The organism is Corallococcus sp. AB011P, assembly GCF_003611605.1.
GTDB lineage: Bacteria > Myxococcota > Myxococcia > Myxococcales > Myxococcaceae > Corallococcus > Corallococcus coralloides.
Genome location: NZ_RAVX01000018.1, coordinates 21,747 through 39,879 on the forward strand (window position 1 = coordinate 21,747; position 18,133 = coordinate 39,879).

At 70.8% G+C, this 18,133-nt stretch carries 13 protein-coding genes; 10 read left to right on the forward strand and 3 right to left on the reverse strand.

Going from position 1 to position 18,133, the window contains the following annotated elements; translation table 11 throughout:
• The first annotated feature begins 5 nt into the window (after nt 1-5).
• A complete protein-coding gene (locus tag D7X30_RS31810) occupies nt 6-1,343 on the forward strand; it encodes a 5'-deoxyadenosine deaminase (RefSeq protein WP_120566739.1) in 1,338 nt (445 codons plus the stop codon).
• Here D7X30_RS31810 and D7X30_RS31815 read toward each other — a convergent pair.
• Nucleotides 1,340-2,752 carry a sensor histidine kinase KdpD gene (locus D7X30_RS31815; RefSeq protein WP_120566740.1) on the reverse strand — a complete coding sequence of 471 codons (1,413 nt, stop codon included), beginning with the start codon at nt 2,750-2,752 and terminating at the stop codon, nt 1,340-1,342. The two genes, D7X30_RS31810 and D7X30_RS31815, sit on opposite strands and share 4 nt — an antisense overlap.
• A 294-nt stretch (nt 2,753-3,046) precedes the next feature.
• Here D7X30_RS31815 and D7X30_RS31820 point away from each other — a divergent pair, with 294 nt between their 5' ends.
• From D7X30_RS31820 to D7X30_RS31860, 9 genes are all read left to right on the forward strand, one after another.
• Nucleotides 3,047-3,784 carry a PspA/IM30 family protein gene (locus D7X30_RS31820; RefSeq protein WP_120528049.1) on the forward strand — a complete coding sequence of 246 codons (738 nt, stop codon included), beginning with the start codon at nt 3,047-3,049 and terminating at the stop codon, nt 3,782-3,784.
• Nucleotides 3,785-3,817: 33 nt separating this feature from the next.
• Nucleotides 3,818-5,005, forward strand: coding sequence for an ABC transporter substrate-binding protein (locus D7X30_RS31825; RefSeq protein ID WP_014398968.1), 1,188 nt, complete (start codon nt 3,818-3,820; stop codon nt 5,003-5,005).
• Nucleotides 5,006-5,036: 31 nt separating this feature from the next.
• Nucleotides 5,037-5,843, forward strand: coding sequence for a hypothetical protein (locus tag D7X30_RS31830; RefSeq protein WP_120566741.1), 807 nt, complete (start codon nt 5,037-5,039; stop codon nt 5,841-5,843).
• A gap of 118 nt (nt 5,844-5,961) precedes the next feature.
• Complete coding sequence (locus D7X30_RS31835; RefSeq protein WP_120566742.1) at nt 5,962-7,611, forward strand: hypothetical protein; 1,650 nt, start codon at nt 5,962-5,964, stop codon at nt 7,609-7,611.
• Entirely contained in the window at nt 7,608-8,312 is a 705-nt protein-coding gene (locus tag D7X30_RS31840) for an ABC transporter ATP-binding protein (protein ID WP_120566743.1), read from the forward strand. Before D7X30_RS31835 ends, D7X30_RS31840 begins: the two co-directional genes overlap by 4 nt.
• Nucleotides 8,309-9,595: an ABC transporter permease gene (locus D7X30_RS31845; RefSeq protein ID WP_120566744.1), complete on the forward strand. Its 1,287-nt coding sequence runs from the start codon at nt 8,309-8,311 to the stop codon at nt 9,593-9,595. Before D7X30_RS31840 ends, D7X30_RS31845 begins: the two co-directional genes overlap by 4 nt.
• Nucleotides 9,592-10,362 (forward strand): hypothetical protein, encoded by a 771-nt coding sequence (locus D7X30_RS31850; RefSeq protein ID WP_120566745.1) that lies wholly within the window; start codon nt 9,592-9,594, stop codon nt 10,360-10,362. Before D7X30_RS31845 ends, D7X30_RS31850 begins: the two co-directional genes overlap by 4 nt.
• 108 nt (nt 10,363-10,470) lie before the next feature.
• Nucleotides 10,471-12,990: a serine/threonine-protein kinase gene (locus D7X30_RS31855; protein ID WP_120566746.1), complete on the forward strand. Its 2,520-nt coding sequence runs from the start codon at nt 10,471-10,473 to the stop codon at nt 12,988-12,990.
• An 87-nt stretch (nt 12,991-13,077) separates the two neighbouring features.
• Complete coding sequence (locus D7X30_RS31860; protein WP_120566854.1) at nt 13,078-14,835, forward strand: ATP-binding protein; 1,758 nt, start codon at nt 13,078-13,080, stop codon at nt 14,833-14,835.
• Nucleotides 14,836-14,839: 4 nt separating this feature from the next.
• Here the strand turns inward: D7X30_RS31860 and D7X30_RS31865 are convergent, their stop codons facing one another.
• Together D7X30_RS31865 and D7X30_RS31870 are read right to left on the reverse strand one after the other, a co-directional pair.
• Nucleotides 14,840-15,853, reverse strand: coding sequence for a L,D-transpeptidase family protein (locus D7X30_RS31865; RefSeq protein ID WP_233591904.1), 1,014 nt, complete (start codon nt 15,851-15,853; stop codon nt 14,840-14,842).
• 276 nt (nt 15,854-16,129) lie between these two features.
• Nucleotides 16,130-18,082, reverse strand: a complete 1,953-nt coding sequence (locus D7X30_RS31870) for a LysM peptidoglycan-binding domain-containing protein (protein ID WP_120566747.1) — start codon at nt 18,080-18,082, stop codon at nt 16,130-16,132.
• Nucleotides 18,083-18,133: the final 51 nt, after the last annotated feature.

The following is an 18,133-nucleotide window of genomic DNA, read 5'->3' on the forward strand; positions in this document are numbered from 1 at the left end:
TCCGCGTGGACTTGCTTCTCACTGGAGCCACCGTCGTCACCATGAACCGCGACCGCGAGGTGCTGCCTCGCGCGGACGTGCTCGTGCAGGACGGGCGCATCGCCAAGGTGGGCCGGGGCCTGAAGGTGAAGGGCGCCCGCCGCGTCCTGGACCTCACCGGGCAGGTGGTGATGCCCGGCCTCATCCACGGCCACCTGCACGCCTGCCAGACGCTGTTCCGCGGCCACGCGGACAAGCGGGAGCTGCTCGACTGGCTGAAGGAGCGCATCTGGCCCATGGAGGCGGCGCACGACGCGGCGTCCCTGCGCGCCAGCGCGGACCTCACCTTCGCGGAGCTCATCCGCTCCGGCTCCACGGCGGCGCTCGACATGGGCACCGTGCACCACTACGACGCCGTCTTCGAATCCGCGCGTGACAGCGGCTTCCGGCTCGTCGGTGGCAAGGCGATGATGGACTCCGGCGCGGAGGTGCCCGCCGGCCTGCGTGAGACGACGGCGGACTCCCTGTCGGAGAGCCTGGCGCTGATGGAGCGCTGGCACGGCACCCACGACAACCGCCTGCGCTACGCGTTCGCGCCGCGCTTCGCCCTGTCCTGCTCGCCGGAACTCCTGCGGGAAGTGGGCCGGCTGTCGCGGGAGAAGGGCGTGCGCATCCACTCGCACGCCAGCGAGAACCGCACGGAGACGGACGTGGTCCGCCAGGTGACGGGCCAGGACAACATCGCCTTCTTCCACGGGCTGGGGCTCACCGGCCCCCAGGTCACCCTGGCCCACTGCGTGTGGGTGGAGGGCGAGGAGCAGCGCCTGCTGCGCGAGTCCGGCACGGTGGTGTGCCACTGCCCGGGCTCCAACCTGAAGCTCGCGTCCGGCTACGCGCGCGTGCCGGAGCTCTTGAAGGACGGCATCCCCGTGGCGCTGGGGGCGGACGGCGCCCCGTGCAACAACACGTTGGACCTGTTCCACGAGATGCGGCTCGCGTCCGTGCTGCACAACCCGCGCGTGGGCCCGGTGGCGATGACGCCCATGCACGTCCTGGAGATGGCCACGCTGCACGGCGCGCGCGCCCTGGGCCTGGAGGACGAGGTGGGCTCCGTGGAGGCCGGCAAGCGCGCGGACCTCACCGTGGTGGACACCCGCGGCTTCCACTTCTGCCCGCTGCCGGAGGACGTCACGGGGCCGCTGGTGTACTCGGCGCGCTCCACGGACGTGTCGCACGTGCTCATCGACGGCAAGCTGGTGCTGCGCGAGGGCGAGCTGACGACGCTGGACGCGAACGCGGTGCTGGCCAACGCCCGCACGCAGGCCACGAAGCTCTTCGCCCGCGCGAAGCTGAAGGCGTCCTAGCGGCGCCAGGCGGCCGTCGGATCCAGGGACGGCTGCGAGGTCGGCTGCACGCGTGGCAGGCGCAGCACGAAGGACGTGGACCAGCCCTCCGCGTCCTCCACCGCAAGCCGCCCGCCGTGGGCCTCCGCCGCCAGCCGGGAGAAGTACAGCCCCAGGCCGTAGCCCCGGCGGCCCTCCTTCTCGCGGTGGCCCTGCACGTACTTGTCGAAGAGGGACTCGCGCGCCTCCGGCGGAATGGCGATGCCGTCGTTGCGCACCGCCAGCCACTGGAAGCCCTCCGCCTCACCCGCCTCCAGGCGCACCCGCCCGCCAGACGGGGCGTAGCGGAGCGCGTTGGTGGCCAGGTTCTCCACCACGCGGATGAGCAGGCCCGCGTCGCCCACCAGCTGGAAGCCCGGAGGGGACGACAGCTCCAGCCTGATTTTGCGCAGCCGGGCCGCGCCATCCAGCGAGCGGCGCACCTCGTCGAAGAGGGGCGCCACCGGGAAGGCCTGCTTGCGCGGGGACAGCCGGCCCTGCTCCAGCCGGGGCACGTCCAAGAGGTCGGAGATCATCCGGTCCAGGCGCGCGGTGACGGCCAGGCCCGTGCGCACGGACTCCACCATCGGCGTGCCGATGGGCAGCTCCTGCTCCATCCACGACAGCGACAGCGTCACGGCGGACAGCGGCGAGCGCAGGTCGTGCACCAGGAACTGCATCAGCTGCTCCTGGTGGGCCTGGAGCGCCTCCAGCTGGGCGTTGCGCGCGTGGGCCTCCGCCAGCATCCGCTCGATGGTGCGGTGGGCGTCCTCCACGTCGTGGGTGCGGCGGGCCTCCAGCTGCCGGGCCACCTCCGCGTGCGACAGGTCCATGGCCAACTGCCGCAGCCGCCCGGTGCCGTAGTGGCTCACCGCCGCCACCAGCACCAGCGTCACCGCCGCCACGGCCATGGCGCCCGGGCCCACGCCCGCCTGGTCCATCAGGACGGCCTGGGAGAGCGACGCCAGCCCCGCCGTGCCGTAGACGAGCCAGGGCATCAGCTCCAGGCCGGACAGCGCCACTACCAGCGCGAACAGCCCCAGGCTGAAGCCCGCCACGCCCGCCGGGAAGGGCGACACCGGCAGGGCCAATTGCTGGAGGCCGAACACCAGCCCCACGTCCACCAGCGACTGCACGATGCCCAACTGCTTCGTCAGGGGCCTGGAGCGCAGCGCGAACAGCAGCGCCACCACGCCGCCGTAGCAGAGCAGCAGGGGCGGGTAGTGGGCCCAGTCCCGGGCGCCCGTCAGCCACAGCCCCAGGCTGACGGCGAAGAACACGACCGTGCCCACCAGCCGCACCGCCGCCCCCGCGCCCACGACGCGCCGGCGCTGGGCGGCCACCACCCGCGCGAGCTCGTCTTCAAAGGCAACGGGAGGGGTTGGTTCCATGCGACACGGTTGTTTTCCCCGCTTCCTCCCCACCCGGCAAGTTCATGGCCACAGCGTCTTTCGCGACCCCGGGTGGCCCCTTTAAGGGACAGGGAGTGGCGGGCGGGGGCCGACAGGTGGCCCTGGACCCGGCCGGGCTGGCGGGCGGTGGCCAGGCGGTAGCTGTTCTGGGGGCAATCATCCGCTCCGGGCGGGCGTAGTCACGGTGACACGCGCCTTGCGGCTGGATGCTTGTGGGCGTCGGAGTTCGTGTAAGGTGACTGGGATTACGCACAGGCGGAGGTGAGAGCCGACATGTGGCAGCGATTCAAGAGAGCGATGCGGAGCTTCGCGGGCTTCTTCGTCTCCTCCATCGAGGATCCGGAGCTGATTCTCGAGCAGAACATCCGTGACCTGAACGATCAGGTCCCCAAGATGAACGAGTCCATCGCCATGGTCCGGGCGAATGTGACGCTGCTCGAGAAGGAGAACATGAAGTACCAGCAGGACGTGCGGGAGCTGACCGCCAAGGTGAAGGCCGCCATCCAGGCGGGCCGTGACGACCTGGCCGGCACCTACGCGACCAAGCTCCAGGGGGAGAAGGAAGCCCTCGCGCGCAACCAGCAGCAGCTGGACATCGCGAAGCAGGCCTATGAGAAGGCCCTGAACGTCAAGAAGGCGTTCATGCGCGAGAAGGACCGCAAGACCCAGGAGGCGATGAACGCCGTCCGGGACGCGCGGCGCGCCAAGTGGCAGGCGAAGGTCGCCGACACGATGGAGTCCTTCACCGTCGCGGGCGTGGACTCCACGCACGACGAGATGCTCCGCAAGGTCCAGGAGAAGACGGCCATCAACGAGGCGCGCATGCAGATGGCGCTGGAGTCGGTGGACCACCAGGCCGCGGCCATCGAGGAAGAGGCGGAGAAGATCCAGGGCGACGAGCTGGTGAAGCAGTTCAAGATGGAGATGGGCCTGCTGGACAGCCCCGCGCCGGTGTCGGACGTGGGCGCCGGTCCGGAAAAGACCATCGGCAAGAAGGTGGAGATCAAGTAGGTCTCCCCCCATGAAAGGGGCCGGCGCACACGGATGAAGCTGCACCGCGGACCCGGCCTCTTTCTCTTCCTCGCGCTCTGCGTCCTGGGCGCGGGGTACGTGTTCGCCTCGCGGGCGGGTTACCTCGACCGCCTGCAGGCGCGCTTCTTTCCCTCCACCCGTGAAGCGGTGCGGCTGTCCCCGGGCGACTTCCCGGCGGGCGTCGCGGCCCCGGTGGCGGACGTGGCGTCGGTGCCGCTCAGGCCCGTGCTCATCGGCTTCACCCCGCGCGGTTCCGCCTCCGCGCTGCTCGTGGCCACCGGCGGCGCCACCACCCTGGACAACCCCGCCACGCCCCCGGGCGCCGCGCAGGGGCTGCTCAAGACGGCCTACGCCCTGGACGCCCGCGCGGTGCTCTTCGCCCGGGAGGAGGAGCTGAAGCAGGCCCTGTCCGTGGGCGCGGAGAACGGCGGCGTGGACATGGCCGCTCTGTCAGTGGACCGGCTCGCGTCGTGGGCGCCGACCTTGAGGGACGCGGCGCCGCGCACGGTGATGCTCGTGGGTCGCAGCCGGGGCCAGGAGGCCATGGCGGCGGTGGGCGTGCCGGACCTGGCCAGCCTGCGCGGCAAGCGGGTGGGCGTGTATCCGGGCGGCTCGTCGCACTACTTCGCACTGTGGGTGCTGGCGCGGGCGGGGCTGCGCACCTCCGACGTGCGCTGGGTGGACCTGCCCTCCACGCTGGATGCGGGCCGGGCCTTGCGGGAGGGGCGGGCGGACGTGGTGGTGGGGCTTTGGGGCGACGTGGAGCTGGCGGCGCGGGACCGGGGCGGCAAGGTGCTGGCCACCACGGCGGACGCCCCGCACCTGCTGGCCACGGTGCTGGTGGCCCGGGGCGACTTCGCGGCGCGCTATCCGGACGCGGTGCGGCGGGTGCTGCGGGGGCTGCTGGACACGGGGCAGGGCGTGCTCAAGTCCCCGGCGGCCGGGGCGCGGCTCCTGGGAGAGGTGGCGCCCTACCTGGGGGACCCCTCGGAGGCCATCCGCAGCGCGCCGCCCGCGACACTGGCGGACAATCGGGCCTTCTTCGGACTTTCCGGCGAGGCGCCGGTTACCTATGACGAGCTCTTCCAGAGCGCCGCGGCGCTCTTCCAGAAGCTCAATCGCGGGACGGCGCCCCCTCCGGCGGAGGACACGCGGGACCTGGGCGCGCTGAAGTACGTCTCCGAGGCGCGGGGGCCCTGAAGGGGGCCGGAAGAGGGAAGGGGAGTCGGACGTGGCGAAGACACCGAACTACATCAAGGCCGCGTTCCTCCTGCCGGCCAACCTGGTGGGGCTGACGACGGCGGCCATGTCCAGCGCCGTGACGCAGGAGCCGCTGCCCATGATGGTGGCGCTGGGCGTGGAGGGCGTCTACCTGGCCGTCCTGTCGTCCATGAAGCGCTTCCAGCGCGCCGTGCGGGCGCAGCAGCCGGACAACCCGGAGGCCGCGCGCGCGGCGGTGGACTCGCTGCTCGCGGACCTGGCGCCGTCGCAGCGCGACCACTACCAGCAGCTGGTGGGGCTGAAGGAGAAGATCCTCGCCAACTACCGCAAGCTGCCCGCCGGGCGCGTGCTGGCCGCGAGCAGTGAGCCCAAGCTGGACGCGCTGCTCACGTCCTTCCTGCGGCTCATCTCCGCGCTCAACCAGTACCGCACGTACCTCAGCGGGTCCGACCGGGAGCACCTGACCTCCGAGGTGGCGGCGCTGGAGGCGGAGGTCGCGGACGAAGCCAACCCGCGCCTCAAGGACGTGAAGGGCAAGCGCGTGGAGATCCTGCGCAAGCGCCTGATGCGCTTCGAGCAGGCGGGCGAGAGCCGCGAGGTGGTGAGCCACCAGCTGGCGGGCATCGAGGACCTGCTGCGGCTGACGCACGAGCAGTCCATCGCCATCCGAGACCCGGAGAGCGTCAACCGGCAGCTGGACGTGCTCTCCGCGGAGACGGAGGCCACGGACGAGACCGTGCGTCAGATGGAGCGCTTCCTCGACTTCACCGAGGAGACCTCCGCGCCCCTGCCGCACGGCGGCACTCGCGTGCGGTAGGGCGGGCACGGGCCCGGACGGGCACCTGTTCACCGTGGCACCTTGCGACCCTGGCGGGGGCCTTGGACGGCGCACGAATAGATTGACTCTCCGGCGCAGGCATCCTGTCCTGACGCCCATGCTCCGCCGCGTTGGATTCCTCCCGTTGGTCCTGCTGTTGGTCGTGTTCGCCGGCTGCTCGCGCTGCGGGAAGGAGGCGGCCGGGCCCGCGGATTCGCCCCGGGGCGTGTCGCGCTACCTGCCGCGCACCGCGCAGGCGGCCGTCGTCATCGACGACCTGGGCACGCTGGGCGAGAAGCTCGCGCGCTTCCAGAACCTCAAGGTGGCCTCGTTCGTCGCGCAGCTGCAGAACTTCCCCTCCGCGGAGCGCTACGTGTCCGCGGTGATGCGGCAGGTGGGCGTGGACCTGCGCAGCCGGAAGGCGCTGGAGGACGCGGGCATCGACCCCAAGCGCGGCGCGGGCGCGGCCTTCCTCGGCGGCACGCAGGCGGTGTCCGTCCTGGGCGTGAAGGACGCGGACAAGCTGAAGACGACCTTCGCCACCTTCGCCCGCACGCGCCTGGGTGCGACGGAAGAGAAGGACGCGAAGGTGGACGCCGGGCGGCTCGTCACCTTCAACCGCCCGGGCTCCACGGAGCCCCTGCTGGGCATGCTCTTCCTCAAGCACGACCTGGTGCTCCTGTCCGCGGGCGCGGCGGTGTCTCGGCTGTCGGAGCTGGCGGTGATGCCGGAGGAGCAGTCGCTGGCGAAGGAGCCGGTGCTGGAGGCGTCCCTCAAGCGGCTCTCCGGTGACCGCGACTTCCACGTGTGGCTGCCGGGCGGCAGGGGCCTCTTGCCCGCGGGCAGCGTGCAGGGCATCACCTTCACGGGCCACATCGAGGAGCGCGCGGTTACGCTGCGCGCGGACGCGCCGTGGCCGGACACGCAGGCGTCGCTCGCGGCGCTGGAGCCCAAGGGCGGCGAGTCGCTCGCGGGCTGGCTGCCGCAGGACAGCTTCTTCGTGGCGCGCTTCCGCGGCGACCCGGCGCAGTTGGACGGCGTGTGGCCGTACCTGGCCGGCTCGCAGGTGACGCGCGCGGTGCAGGAGGCGGGCTTCAACGTGAAGACGGAGGTGCTGGACAACCTCAAGCCGGGCATGGTGCTCGCGCTGTCGCTGTCACCCAACGTCAACCTGTCCTCGGGCATGCCGGACCTGGACCTGCGGCGCACCAACCCCTTCCGCTTCGTCAACCTGGTGGCGCTCGCGGAGGTGAAGGACGTGGCCAGGGGGCAGGCCACGCTGGACAAGGTGCCCGGCTTCGCGGGCGGCTTCGGCGCGAAGGTGGAGCCCACGGACGTGAGCGGCCAGAAGGCGTACCTCACGTCGTACCGCGCGGGTGAAGGCGCGCACTTCGCGCTGTCCAAGGACGGCAAGCTGCTGCTCGCGGCGCCCAAGGCGCGCCTGGAGTCCACCCTGGCCTCGCTCGCGCAGCCGGCGGGCACGGGCCCCGTGTCCGAGGACCTGAAGTCCGTGGGCAAGGACGCCGCGCTGGTGGTGCTGCTGGACCTGCGCCGGCTGGCGGACGCGGTGAAGGCGCTGCCGTCCGCCGCGTGGGGCATTGGCGGCTTCGCCATCAAGGCCACCACGGTGCGCTGGCTGGACGCCACGGACGACCTGCGCGCGGTGACCATGGCCCTGTCGCGCAAGGACAAGGCGCTGCAGGCCGAAATCTCCCTGCGGCTCACGCCCGCTCCCGCCACCACCACGACCACCCCGGCCACGCCTTGATCCACGCGCGCGATGTCGTGAAGGAGTACGAGGACGGCGATGGCTCGCGCGTGCGCGTCCTGGACGGCGTGTCGCTGGACGTGGAGGCCGGGGACTTCGTCGCGGTGGTGGGCGCGTCTGGCAGCGGCAAGTCCACGCTGCTGCACCTGTTGGGCGGCCTGGACGTGCACTACCAGGGGCAGGTGGAGGTGGGCGGCGTGAAGCTCACCGGCCTGCGCGACAAGGAGCTGGCGCGCTTCCGCAACACGCACGTGGGCTTCGTCTTCCAGTCCTTCCACCTCATCCCCAACCTGTCCGCGCTGGAGAACGTGCTCCTGCCCTCGCACTTCGGTCCGGCCACGCCGGACGGGCGCAAGCGCGCGAGCCAGCTGCTGGAGCGCGTGGGTCTGGGCTCCAAGCAGGACCGCGCGCCGGTGCGGCTGTCCGGCGGCGAGCGCCAGCGCGTGGCCATCGCCCGGGCCCTCTTCAGCGGCCCGAAGTTGCTCCTGTGTGACGAGCCCACGGGTAACCTGGACGCGGCCACCGGCGCGGGCGTCATCCAGCTCTTCCAGGAGCTGCACAAGGAAGGGCTCACGGTGCTGACCGTCACCCACGAGGAGCGCATGAGCGCGGTGGCGCGGCGGGTGCTGCGGCTCAAGGACGCACGGCTGGTGGAGGAATCCCCCGCGTCGGAAGCCCTGGCGTCGCGAGGTGCCCCGTGAGGTTCGACGCACTGTCGCGATTGGTGAGGTTGTCCCTCGCGCGTGAACGCAAGGGCGCGTTCTTCTCCGCCTTCGGCGTGGCCATGGGCGTGGGCGCGCTGGTGTTCTTCGTGGGCCTGGGCCTGGGCGTGGGTCAGGTCATCCGCGAGCGCATCTTCCCTACGGACTCACGGCTGGTGGACGTGGTGCCCCCGGCGGTGTCGCTGGGCCTTCTGGGCGGCGGCAAGCTGGACGCGGCCGCGGTGGAGCGCCTGGCCGCGCTGCCCGGCGTGGAGACGACGTACCGGAAGATGAACGTCCGCGTGCCGGCGGTGACGCGCTACGACGGCGTGTTCTTCGGCTCTCGCCTGCGCATGGGCATGGAGGTGCTCGCGGTGGGCGTGGACCCCGGCCTGGTGCAGAAGGACGTGGGGCTGCCGGAGGCGAAGGACTTCAAGGACCCGGGGGAGGGCAAGGCCATCCCCGCGCTCATCTCCACGCGCCTGTTGGAGCTGTACAACAAGACGTTCGCGCCCGCGCGCAAGCTGCCGCAGCTGTCCGCGGAGATGCTCATCGGCTTCGGCTTCCCGGTGGAGTTCAACCGCTCCTACGTGGCGGCCACGTCCGGCGGGCCCACCACCACGCAGCAGGCGCAGGTGGTGGGCGCGTCCGACCGGGCCATGCTCGCGGGCATCACCATCCCGCTGGATACGGCGGTGCGCATCAACCGCGCTTCTGGCGCGGACGCGGACAGCTACTCCGGCGTCACGCTGGTGGCCGCGGACCCTTCACGCGTCCCGGAGCTGGTGGAGGCGGTGAAGGGGATGGGCTTCGAAATCGATGATCAGGAGCGCCGGCTGGCGGAGAACGCGGGCGCGGCGGTGGCGCTCACCACGTCCGCGCTGGCGCTGCTCTCCATCCTCATCTGCGTGCTGGCGGCGGTGAACATCGCCCACGCCATGTCCTCGTCCGTGCGCGCGCGGGCCAAGGAGATTGGCGTGATGCAGGCGGTGGGCGCCTCTCGCGCGGACGTGCGCGCCATCGTGCTGGCGGAGGCTGGCGTGGTGGGCGTGCTGGGCGGCGCGGCGGGCACGGCGGCGGCGCTGGTGCTGGCCTTCATCGTGGACCGGCTCGCGAAGGGCTACCTGCCCAACTTCCCCTTCAAGCCGGAGAGCTTCTTCTCCTTCCCCGCGGCGGTGGTGCTGGGCGGGGTGCTGCTGGGGCTCGTGGCCGCGCTCGCCGGGGCGTACTTCCCCAGCCGCCGCGCCGCCGCCACGGATCCGGCCAGGACGCTGGCGGGATGAGCGGCCCTTCGCGCAAGTCGCTCCTGACCAACGTCCTGTGCCTGGGGGCGCTCGGGTGGATCTACGGGGGCGACCTCTCGGATGCACTGAGCGCCCGGACCGCGGAGGTCTCCGCGCTCCTGACGCCGCCGTCCGCCGTGCGCGCCAGCGTCGTGCTGGGGCTCGCGGGCGTGGGCCTGGCCGTGTTCCTCGCTGGACTGCTGCGAAAGAGGCCGGAGGGCTTCAAGGGCTACCGGCTGCTGCCCATCCTGCTCGTGATGGCGCTCTTCCTGGACATGGTGCTCGCGGAGGGCCGCACGCCGCTGGACTCGCCGGAGATGGCCGCCGTGGCGCTACAGCGCTTCCAGGGCGAGGCCCAGAAGCTGGCCACGGTGGAGGCCGTGCCCGCGCGATCCCAGGTGCTACAGCCCCTGGTGGACGCGCTGGGCTCACCGCCGTACCTGGAGCGCGGGTCGTCGGTGCCGGCCTATACACTCCAGGTGCGCACGGACTGCGAGGGCCCCGTCCGTGACGCGCCCGGCACCCGGGCCGGTACGCTGCTCTACTGCGTGGCCCGGGACGGCAAGCAGGCCTGGGTGACGCTGGTGGGGCTGCCCGCCGAGGTGCGCTTTGGTGCGCCCGCCGTGCTCTCCCACCGGGGAGAGCCGCGCGTCGCCGTCGTGCGCGCCCAGCTCCCCGCGGATCCCGAGGAAAATGACGTCCTGCCGGGCTTTGACCTGGAGATCCCCACCGTGGATGGGGGCGCGGCGGCGTCCCCTTCGCCCTGAGTCGGGGTCGCCTGGGGAGCAAGCGGGCGGAAATAGGTCCGCGCGCGCGGTTGACCCTTTGGAGCCGCGATCGATAGGCTCCCTGCAAGGACTCGACCCCCACACACAGTGACGACCTCTCAACCGAAGCGGCAACCCATCCCGTTCGGGAAGTATCTCCTCCTGGACCGCGTCAACATCGGCGGCATGGCGGAGGTCTGGCGCGGCAAACAGTTCGGCGCCAGTGGCTTCGAGCGGCTCGTCGCCATCAAGCGCATCCTGCCGAACATCGCCGAGGATGAAGAATTCATCTCGATGTTCATCGATGAGGCGAAGATCAGCGTCCAGCTGACTCACGCCAACATCGCGCAGATCTACGAGCTGGGGCAGATCGCCAGCAGCTACTTCATTTCGATGGAGTACATCCCCGGCAAGGACATGCGGGCCATCTTCGACCGCTGCCGGAAGAAGGGTGAGCCCGCGCCGGTGCCGCTGGTCGCCTTCTGCGTGGCGAAGATGTGCGAGGGCCTGGACTACGCCCACCGCAAGAAGGACGGGATGGGGCGCGACCTCAACATCGTCCACCGCGACATCTCGCCGCAGAACGTGCTCGTGTCCTTCGAGGGCGAGGTCAAGGTCATCGACTTCGGCATCGCGAAGGCGGCGGGCAAGGCCACCAAGACGCAGGCCGGCATCCTCAAGGGCAAGTTCGGCTACATGAGCCCGGAGCAGATCCGCGGCCTGCCGCTGGACCGCCGCTCGGACGTGTTCGCCATCGGCGTGTGCCTCTACGAGATGCTCACCGGCGAGCGCCTCTTCGTGGGCGACAGCGACTTCAGCGTGCTGGAGAAGGTGCGCAAGGCGGAGGTGCCGTCGCCGTCCACGTACAACCGGCGCATCCCGGAGGCGCTGGAGCGCATCGTCCTCAAGTCGCTCGCGAAGGACGTGGAGGAGCGCTACCAGTACGCCAGCGAGCTGGGCGACGACCTGCAGCGCTTCCTGCTGACGAACGACTCCATCTTCGGCCGCAAGGACCTCATGCAGTACATGAAGTCCACGTTCGCCGAAGAGGTGGAACGCGAGAAGCAGCGCCTGGCTGAGTACGCGGACATCCGCGCGCCGGACGGCATGCTGGCGGCCATCGAGGCGGGCTTCAGCGGCCCGTCCCCGGTGCCCACGCAGAGCATGACCAACATCCCGGCGGTGGCGCCCTCCGCGCCCCCCGTGGAGCCCGTGTCCGCGCCGCCGCCACGCGCCTCCAACTCCGGTGGCACCGCGCAGGGCGCGCGCCGCTCGCCCACGCTCGCGGCGCTGCCCAAGCTGACCGCCGCGCCGGCCGCGCCCTCGCCCAAGGAGGACGAGGAGCTGGCGACGCAGATGGTGGACCGCGACGCCGTCTTCAACGACTCGCCGGAGCCCACCACCCAGCCGGGCGCCGCCATTGGCCGCGCCATCACGCCGCTGGAGTCCCCGGCCGCGCCCGACGACGACGGAGAGGACGTGGCGGGCCGCACCGCGGTCATCCCGCCGCCCTCGTCGCTGCCCCAGCCTCCGGCGCCGCCGCGCCTGTCGCAGAACAGCGCGCCGGTGCTGAGCGCCGCGCCGCCGCGTCCGTCGCTGACCAACGTGCCCACGCTGATGGCCAACGACGGGCCCATGCCCCGTCCGACGCCGAACCGGGGCAGCGACGGTCCACCGCCGCGCCTCCACCGGCCGGACCCGCTGCCGGAAACGATGCCGCGTCCGCCCGCGCCCCCCGTCGTCAACAACGGGAACGCGTCGCGTCCGCCCGTGAAGGAAGGCCGCCAGAGGAACGCGCCCGAGCCGGAGGCGCCTGCCCGGAGCCTGGGCTTCAAGGGCATGGACAAGCGGCTGCTCTACGGCGCCGTGGGTCTGGCCTCGCTGTTCCTGCTGGTGGGCGTGGCCCTGGTCTTCTCCCCGAGCAAGCCCGCGCAGGGCTACGTGATGGTGGAGCTGAAGACGCTGGAGGCGAAGGACACCGCGATGGTGTCCATCAACGCGGGGCTTCCGGAGAAGTTCCCCCCCAACGGCTTCGCCCTCAAGCCCATGTCCGTGGGCAACGTGCTGGTGGTGGTGACCGCTCCGGGCTACGAGGCCTTCAACCAGTCCGTCATGGTGTCCGAGGGAACCAACGCCACGCAGGTGCCGGTGGTCCTCAGGCGGCAGGCGCGCTCGGTGGTCGTGGTCTTCAAGACCCAGCCGGAAGACGCCGAGGTGAAGATCGACAACCAGGTCGCCCGGAAGCAGGGTGTTCGCGAGCAGGTGCTCCGGGACTTCTCGCTCAGCAACGACGCTCCGCTGGTGGAGGTCACCGCCCCCGGCTACGTGCCCTTCATCAAGAAGATGGCCGTGAACAACAACGGCCTGGACGTGTTGGCGAACCTGGAGCGCGCGCCCGTGGAGGTGCGGATCGAGTCCACGCCCGAGGGCGCGGCCATCTACCAGGGCAACAAGGACCTGGGCGCCGTCACCCCGGCCACCATCCGGGTGCCGTGGGACACGCGTAGGCTCACGCTGAAGGCGAAATGCCACGCGGACGAGGACGTATCCGTGGGCACGCCGTCCCCGGCGGGTTCCACGGTCAAGGTGGATGCGACCCTGAAGAAGCAGGCGCGCTGCCGCGATTAGCGGCACCGCGGTCCTGACACTTAAGAGGTAGCCTGGGGGTCCTCCCCCCGGATGTCCCTGGGGGGGAGCGGCGCCGGAGGGATTTCCGTGACGAAGGTGCGTAAGGTGAACAAGGCGGATCCGCTGGCGGATCTGCCCCGGTGGGCGCAGCAGCTGGCGCGCAAGTACTATACGAAGACGGTCAGCACCTTCCTGCTGTACGGGGCCGTGAGGGACCTGCAGCCCCTGCAGCTGGAAGACGGCGGGCGCGGCTTCGGGACGCTGAAGACGTTCCTGTCCGAGGAGCTGTTCGGCGGGCGCGACCACGTCCTCTTCTACGACCGCTCGTCTGGCATCCGCTCCGCGACGCCGGAGACGCAGAAGGACCTGGCGCGGGCGATGACCGGCTACGACGCCATGTACGGCACGGACTACGCCAAGGTCATGCCGCGCGACCCGGGCCGGGCGCTCCAGATTCTGGAGAACTTCCTGCGCATGCGCCTGAGCGAGGGCCGCTCGCTGGCGCTCATCATCGACTACGCGGAGACGCTGGTCCCGGGCGGGGAGATGAGCCACCTGTCCGCGGAGGACCGCTTCGTGGTGGCCACGCTGGACAAGTGGGCGCACGACCCGCAGTTCCTGGCGGGCGACGTGTCGGTGGTGCTGCTGGCGGAGAACCTGTCGGACGTGTCGCCGCGCATCAGCCGCAACCCGTACGTCGCGCCCATCGAGCTGCCGCTGCCCACGGAGGAGGAGCGCCTGGAGTACGTGCGCTCCAAGCTGGAGGGCAAGAAGCTCCAGTCGGTGTCGGAGGTGCCGGTCGCGGGCCTGGCGAAGATGACGGCCGGCCTGTCTCGCATCAACCTGGACCGCGTGCTCACGGAGGCGCTGGAGCGGGAGGTGCGCATCACTCCGGAGATGCTCAAGGAGAAGAAGAAGGAGCTCATCCAGGCGGAGTGCCACGGCCTGCTGGAGTTCATCGAGCCCGCGCACACGCTGGACGCGGTGGCGGGGCACGCGCCCGCCAAGCAGATGCTGCGGCAGGCGGCGTCCGCGCTGAAGAAGGGCCGCATCGAGGTCATGCCCATGGGCTACCTGGTGAGCGGACCGGTGGGCACGGGCAAGACGTTCATGGTGAGCTGCTTCGCCGGGGAGATTGGCATCCCGGTGGTGAAGTTCCTGAACTTCCGCAGCCAGTGGCAGGGCGTGACGGAATCGAACCTGGAGAAGATCTTCAACCTGCTGAAGGCCCTGTGGCCGGTGGCGGTGATGGTGGACGAGGCGGACACCTTCCTCGGCAACCGCGACTCCGGCGGGGACTCCGGGACGAGCAGCCGCATCTTCGGCTCCATCGCGTCCTTCATGGGCAACACGCAGTACCGCGGCAAGATTGTCTGGTTCCTGCTGACGGCGCGCCCGGACCTGCTGCCCATCGACCTGAAGCGCCAGGGCCGCGCGGAGGAGCACCTCGCGCTCTTCTATCCGCAGACGGATGAAGAGCGGAACGAGCTGTTCCAGGCGATGAGCAAGAAGACCGGCGTGTCCGTGGAGGGCGTGGAGTCCTTCGCCGCGCTGATTCCCGGCGGCGTGCGCGCCTTCAGCGGCGCGGACATCGAGGCGGTGATGGTGCGCTCGAAGTTCCGCGCGCTGGCGGAGGGACGTGACCAGGTGACGAAGGACGACCTGGCCGCGGTGCTGGCGGACTTCGTGCCGCCCAGCTACCCGCTGGAGATTGAGATGCAGAATCTGGTGGCGGTGCAGGAGTGCACCAGCCGGGCGCTGCTGCCGGAGAACTTCCGCAAGCTGGACCGCGACTACATCAGCAAGCGCGTGCGGGAGCTGAAGATGCTCCTCGAAGAACAGTAGAGCGCTAGCCAACGGTGACGGGGACGCCCAGGTGCGGGTCCTGGAGCGTCTCCACCACCGCGATGCGGTCGCCCACGGCGAGCGCGTCATGCAGCACGAGGATGTCCTCGTTCGCGTGACGGATGCAGCCGTGGGACACGTCGCCGCCGAGCAGGGCAGGGGCGCTGGTGCCGTGCAGCTCCTCTCCGCTGCGCTGTCCATCCGCCCAGGACAGGTCCAACAGCCGCGAGCCGAACACGTGCCGGTCGTTCCACAGCCGAGCGCCCGCGTCCTCGGTTGCCACCTGATCCAACTTCGCGCGGACGACCTTGAGGCCCGGATGCGTGGGCGTGGCGGCGGTGCCCACCGCGTTGGGAAAGATGTCCACGAGTTGCCCCGTCGGGTCGAAGAGGAAGGTGCGGTGCTCGCGCAGCGCGATGACCACGCGCACGGGCTGGCCCGCGTAGAACGGAGAGGGCAGGGCGCGCGACTGTCCCCGTGAGCCCGGAGCCGGAGCGAGCACCTCCAGGGCCTTCAGCGTGGCGGCGTCGAGCAGCCCACTGGAGCGCAGGCCCGCATGCACCTGGAAGTTGCGGAGCGCGCGGGCCGTGTCCGGGCCGTAGCGTCCGTCCGCGCCGCCGTACAGCGCGAACCCCATGTCCATGAGCGCGCCCTGCACCGAGCGAAGTCCGTCTCCTTTCGAGCCTGTGCCCAGCACCGTCGCGCCGGACGCTACGTCCGCGAGCTGAGGCGACCCTGCGAAGCGGGGATGCTCCAGGCCGCCTGCCACCGGAACCGCCGCGCGCGAGAGAGCGATCCCGGGCACCGTCTCGGTCGCGGTACCAACCGTCACCGCACGCGCCGCATCCACCTGCGTTGCCGGTGCAACCAGCGCCGTCACCCGTGAGGCACGCGCCGCATCCACCTGCGCCGCCGGCGCGGCCAGCGCCGTCACCCGCGAGGCACGCCGCGCCTCCTCCTGCGTGACGACGGTCGCCGCCGTGCTTGTCGCGATGTCGCGAGCGCGCTCCTCCTGCACGGACACCCCGTCGGACAGCGGGGCGACGGAAAGCCCCCGCGATACAGAGCCCGCGGCCGGAACGGGCCCGCTGAAGCGCGTCAGCGAATTGCCACCAGAGACCGTCCTGTCCCCCGGACGTTCGACTCCACGGGGCAGGACGGACAAGACAGGCGAGGACTCACGCGTGTCGGGCGTTTCAGAGGGAAGAAGCGGTGACTCTCGAAGCAGTGCGGATGCGAGCATGGCGCCGGGGACTGCAAGGTCCCGGCCGTCGCGCCATGCCCGGGTGCCACACTACGGCGCGCTCAGCGACAGCAGCTTGCCGGTGGGCACCGTGCGGTGGTCCTTGATGTGGTTCCACTTCATGATGTCCTGGACGGACACGTTGTAGCGCTGCGACACCGACCAGAGCGTCTCGCCCTCGGCCAGCGTGTGCACCTTGCCCTTGGGGCCCACGGGCGCCTGTCCCGCCACGGCGTTGGCCACCACGATGGTGCCGCCGCGCTCCTCCACCTTCGCCGGCGCCGCGCCCTTGGACTCCGTCGGCCACACCGCGAGCAGCGTGCCCAGCGACAGCGTGCGGTTGCGCTTGGGCAGGTTGTTCCACTTCTTCAGGTCGTCCACCGACACCTGGAAGCGGTTGGCGATGAGCCACAGGCTGTCGCCTTCCTGCACGCCGTAGGTGATGCGCGTCTTGCCATCCACCTTCTCCGTCTTCACCGGACCGGCCGCCACGGGGCCCCGGGGCGTGCCCGCCGGAACCTCGTCCTCCGGCCGCGTCGCCACCACGCCGCTGCGCCGCGCCTGCGCCACCTTCGCCGCCAGCGCGCCGCCAACCCCCGCGTCACCGCTGCCACCCCGGCCGTTCGCCGGCACCGGAATCACCAGCTCCGCGCGCACCTTCAACACCCGCGCGCTCTTCAGCCGGTTCATCTGGAGGATGGCCTCCGCCGCCGTGCCGTACTTCTGGGCAATCTGCGACAGCGTGTCGCCCTTCTTCACCGTGTGCACCCGGAACGTCAGCCGGTCCGCCGGTGACAGTTTCGCCAGGTTCTGCGCGAAGAGCGTCGTGGTGCCGCGAGGCAGCTTCAGGGTGTAGGGCTTCGCGGCCGTCGCCGGAGGCGTGCACCAGCGCTTGAGCTCCGGGTTCAGCTCCTGCACGTCCGTCACGCTCACCCCGGCCGCGCGCGCCACCACGTCCAGGTCGGTCGCGTCCGTGAGCTTCACCTCGTCGTACTCCAGCGTGGACTCGTACTGGAACTCCTCCTCGGAGAAGCCGAACGCGGTGGGGTTCTTCGCCACCAGCGCCGCGGCGATGAGCTTGGGCACGTAGTGCTTCGTCTCCTTCGCCAGCCCGGGCTCCTCCGCCAGCACCCAGAAGTCGTTCGTCCCGTAGCGCGCCACCATCTTGCGCACCCGGTACGAGCCCGTGTTGTAGCCCGCCCACGCCAGGTACCAGTGGCCCAGCTCGCCGTAGAGGTCCTTCAGGTATGACGCCGCCGCGTGCGTGGCCTTGATGGGGTCGCGCCGCTCGTCCACCCAGAAGTCCTGCTTGAGGCCGTACTGCTTGCCCGTGCTGGAGATGAACTGCCACGGCCCGGCCGCGTGCGCCCACGAGTACGCGTTCGCGGAGAAGCCGCTCTCAATCATCGCCAGGTACACCGTGTCCCGGGGCAGGCCCTTCGCCTCCAGGATGGGCTGCATCACCGGCAGGTAGCGCGTGGAGCGCGCCATCCACTTGCGGAACCACTTGCGGCCGGGGCCCTGGAAGAACTGGATGTACTCGGCCACCCGCGGCTGCATGTCCACGGGGATGTCGTAGCGGTCCTTCACCTGCGAAATATCGAAGCTCGCCAGGTCGGTGATGCGCGCCAGCGGCGGGGCGGTGTCGTCCTCGCGGAAGGTGGGCTCCTCCAGCGCGTCCAACATTCGCAGCCGCAACGGGTTCGTCAGGCCCAGTCGCCGCAGCGACTGCATCATCTCCGCGTTCGGCTTCGCCTCCGGGTCCAGCGTCGCGCCCTCCAGCGCACGCAGCTCCTCCAACTCGGCGGACTCGTTCTCCACCTCCTCCGTCTCCTCGCCTTCCTCCAGGGGAGCGGGGGGCGTGGCCAGGCTGCCATCCGCCGTCAGCGAGGGGGCCTGCGAGGAGGGCACCGCACGCACGCCGGGAGGCGGCACCAGTGACGGCGCCACGCCCTGCGAGGAGGGAACCGAGGCCAGGGCAAGCAGGAGCAGAGAAAGCGGCATGGGAACGCCAGGCGAGGTCGCCCAGAAGCAGGCGAAGCTCGCAGTATTCGC

Excerpts from the sequence above, each read along its gene's own strand:
- D7X30_RS31820 (WP_120528049.1), top strand. The coding sequence starts at position 3,047 with ATGTGGCAGCGATTCAAGAGAGCGATGCGGAGCTTCGCGGGCTTCTTC.
- D7X30_RS31825 (WP_014398968.1), top strand. The coding sequence starts at position 3,818 with ATGAAGCTGCACCGCGGACCCGGCCTCTTTCTCTTCCTCGCGCTCTGC.
- D7X30_RS31870 (WP_120566747.1), bottom strand. The coding sequence starts at position 18,082 with ATGCCGCTTTCTCTGCTCCTGCTTGCCCTGGCCTCGGTTCCCTCCTCG.
- D7X30_RS31815 (WP_120566740.1), bottom strand. The coding sequence starts at position 2,752 with ATGGAACCAACCCCTCCCGTTGCCTTTGAAGACGAGCTCGCGCGGGTG.
- D7X30_RS31835 (WP_120566742.1), top strand. The coding sequence starts at position 5,962 with ATGCTCCGCCGCGTTGGATTCCTCCCGTTGGTCCTGCTGTTGGTCGTG.
- D7X30_RS31850 (WP_120566745.1), top strand. The coding sequence starts at position 9,592 with ATGAGCGGCCCTTCGCGCAAGTCGCTCCTGACCAACGTCCTGTGCCTG.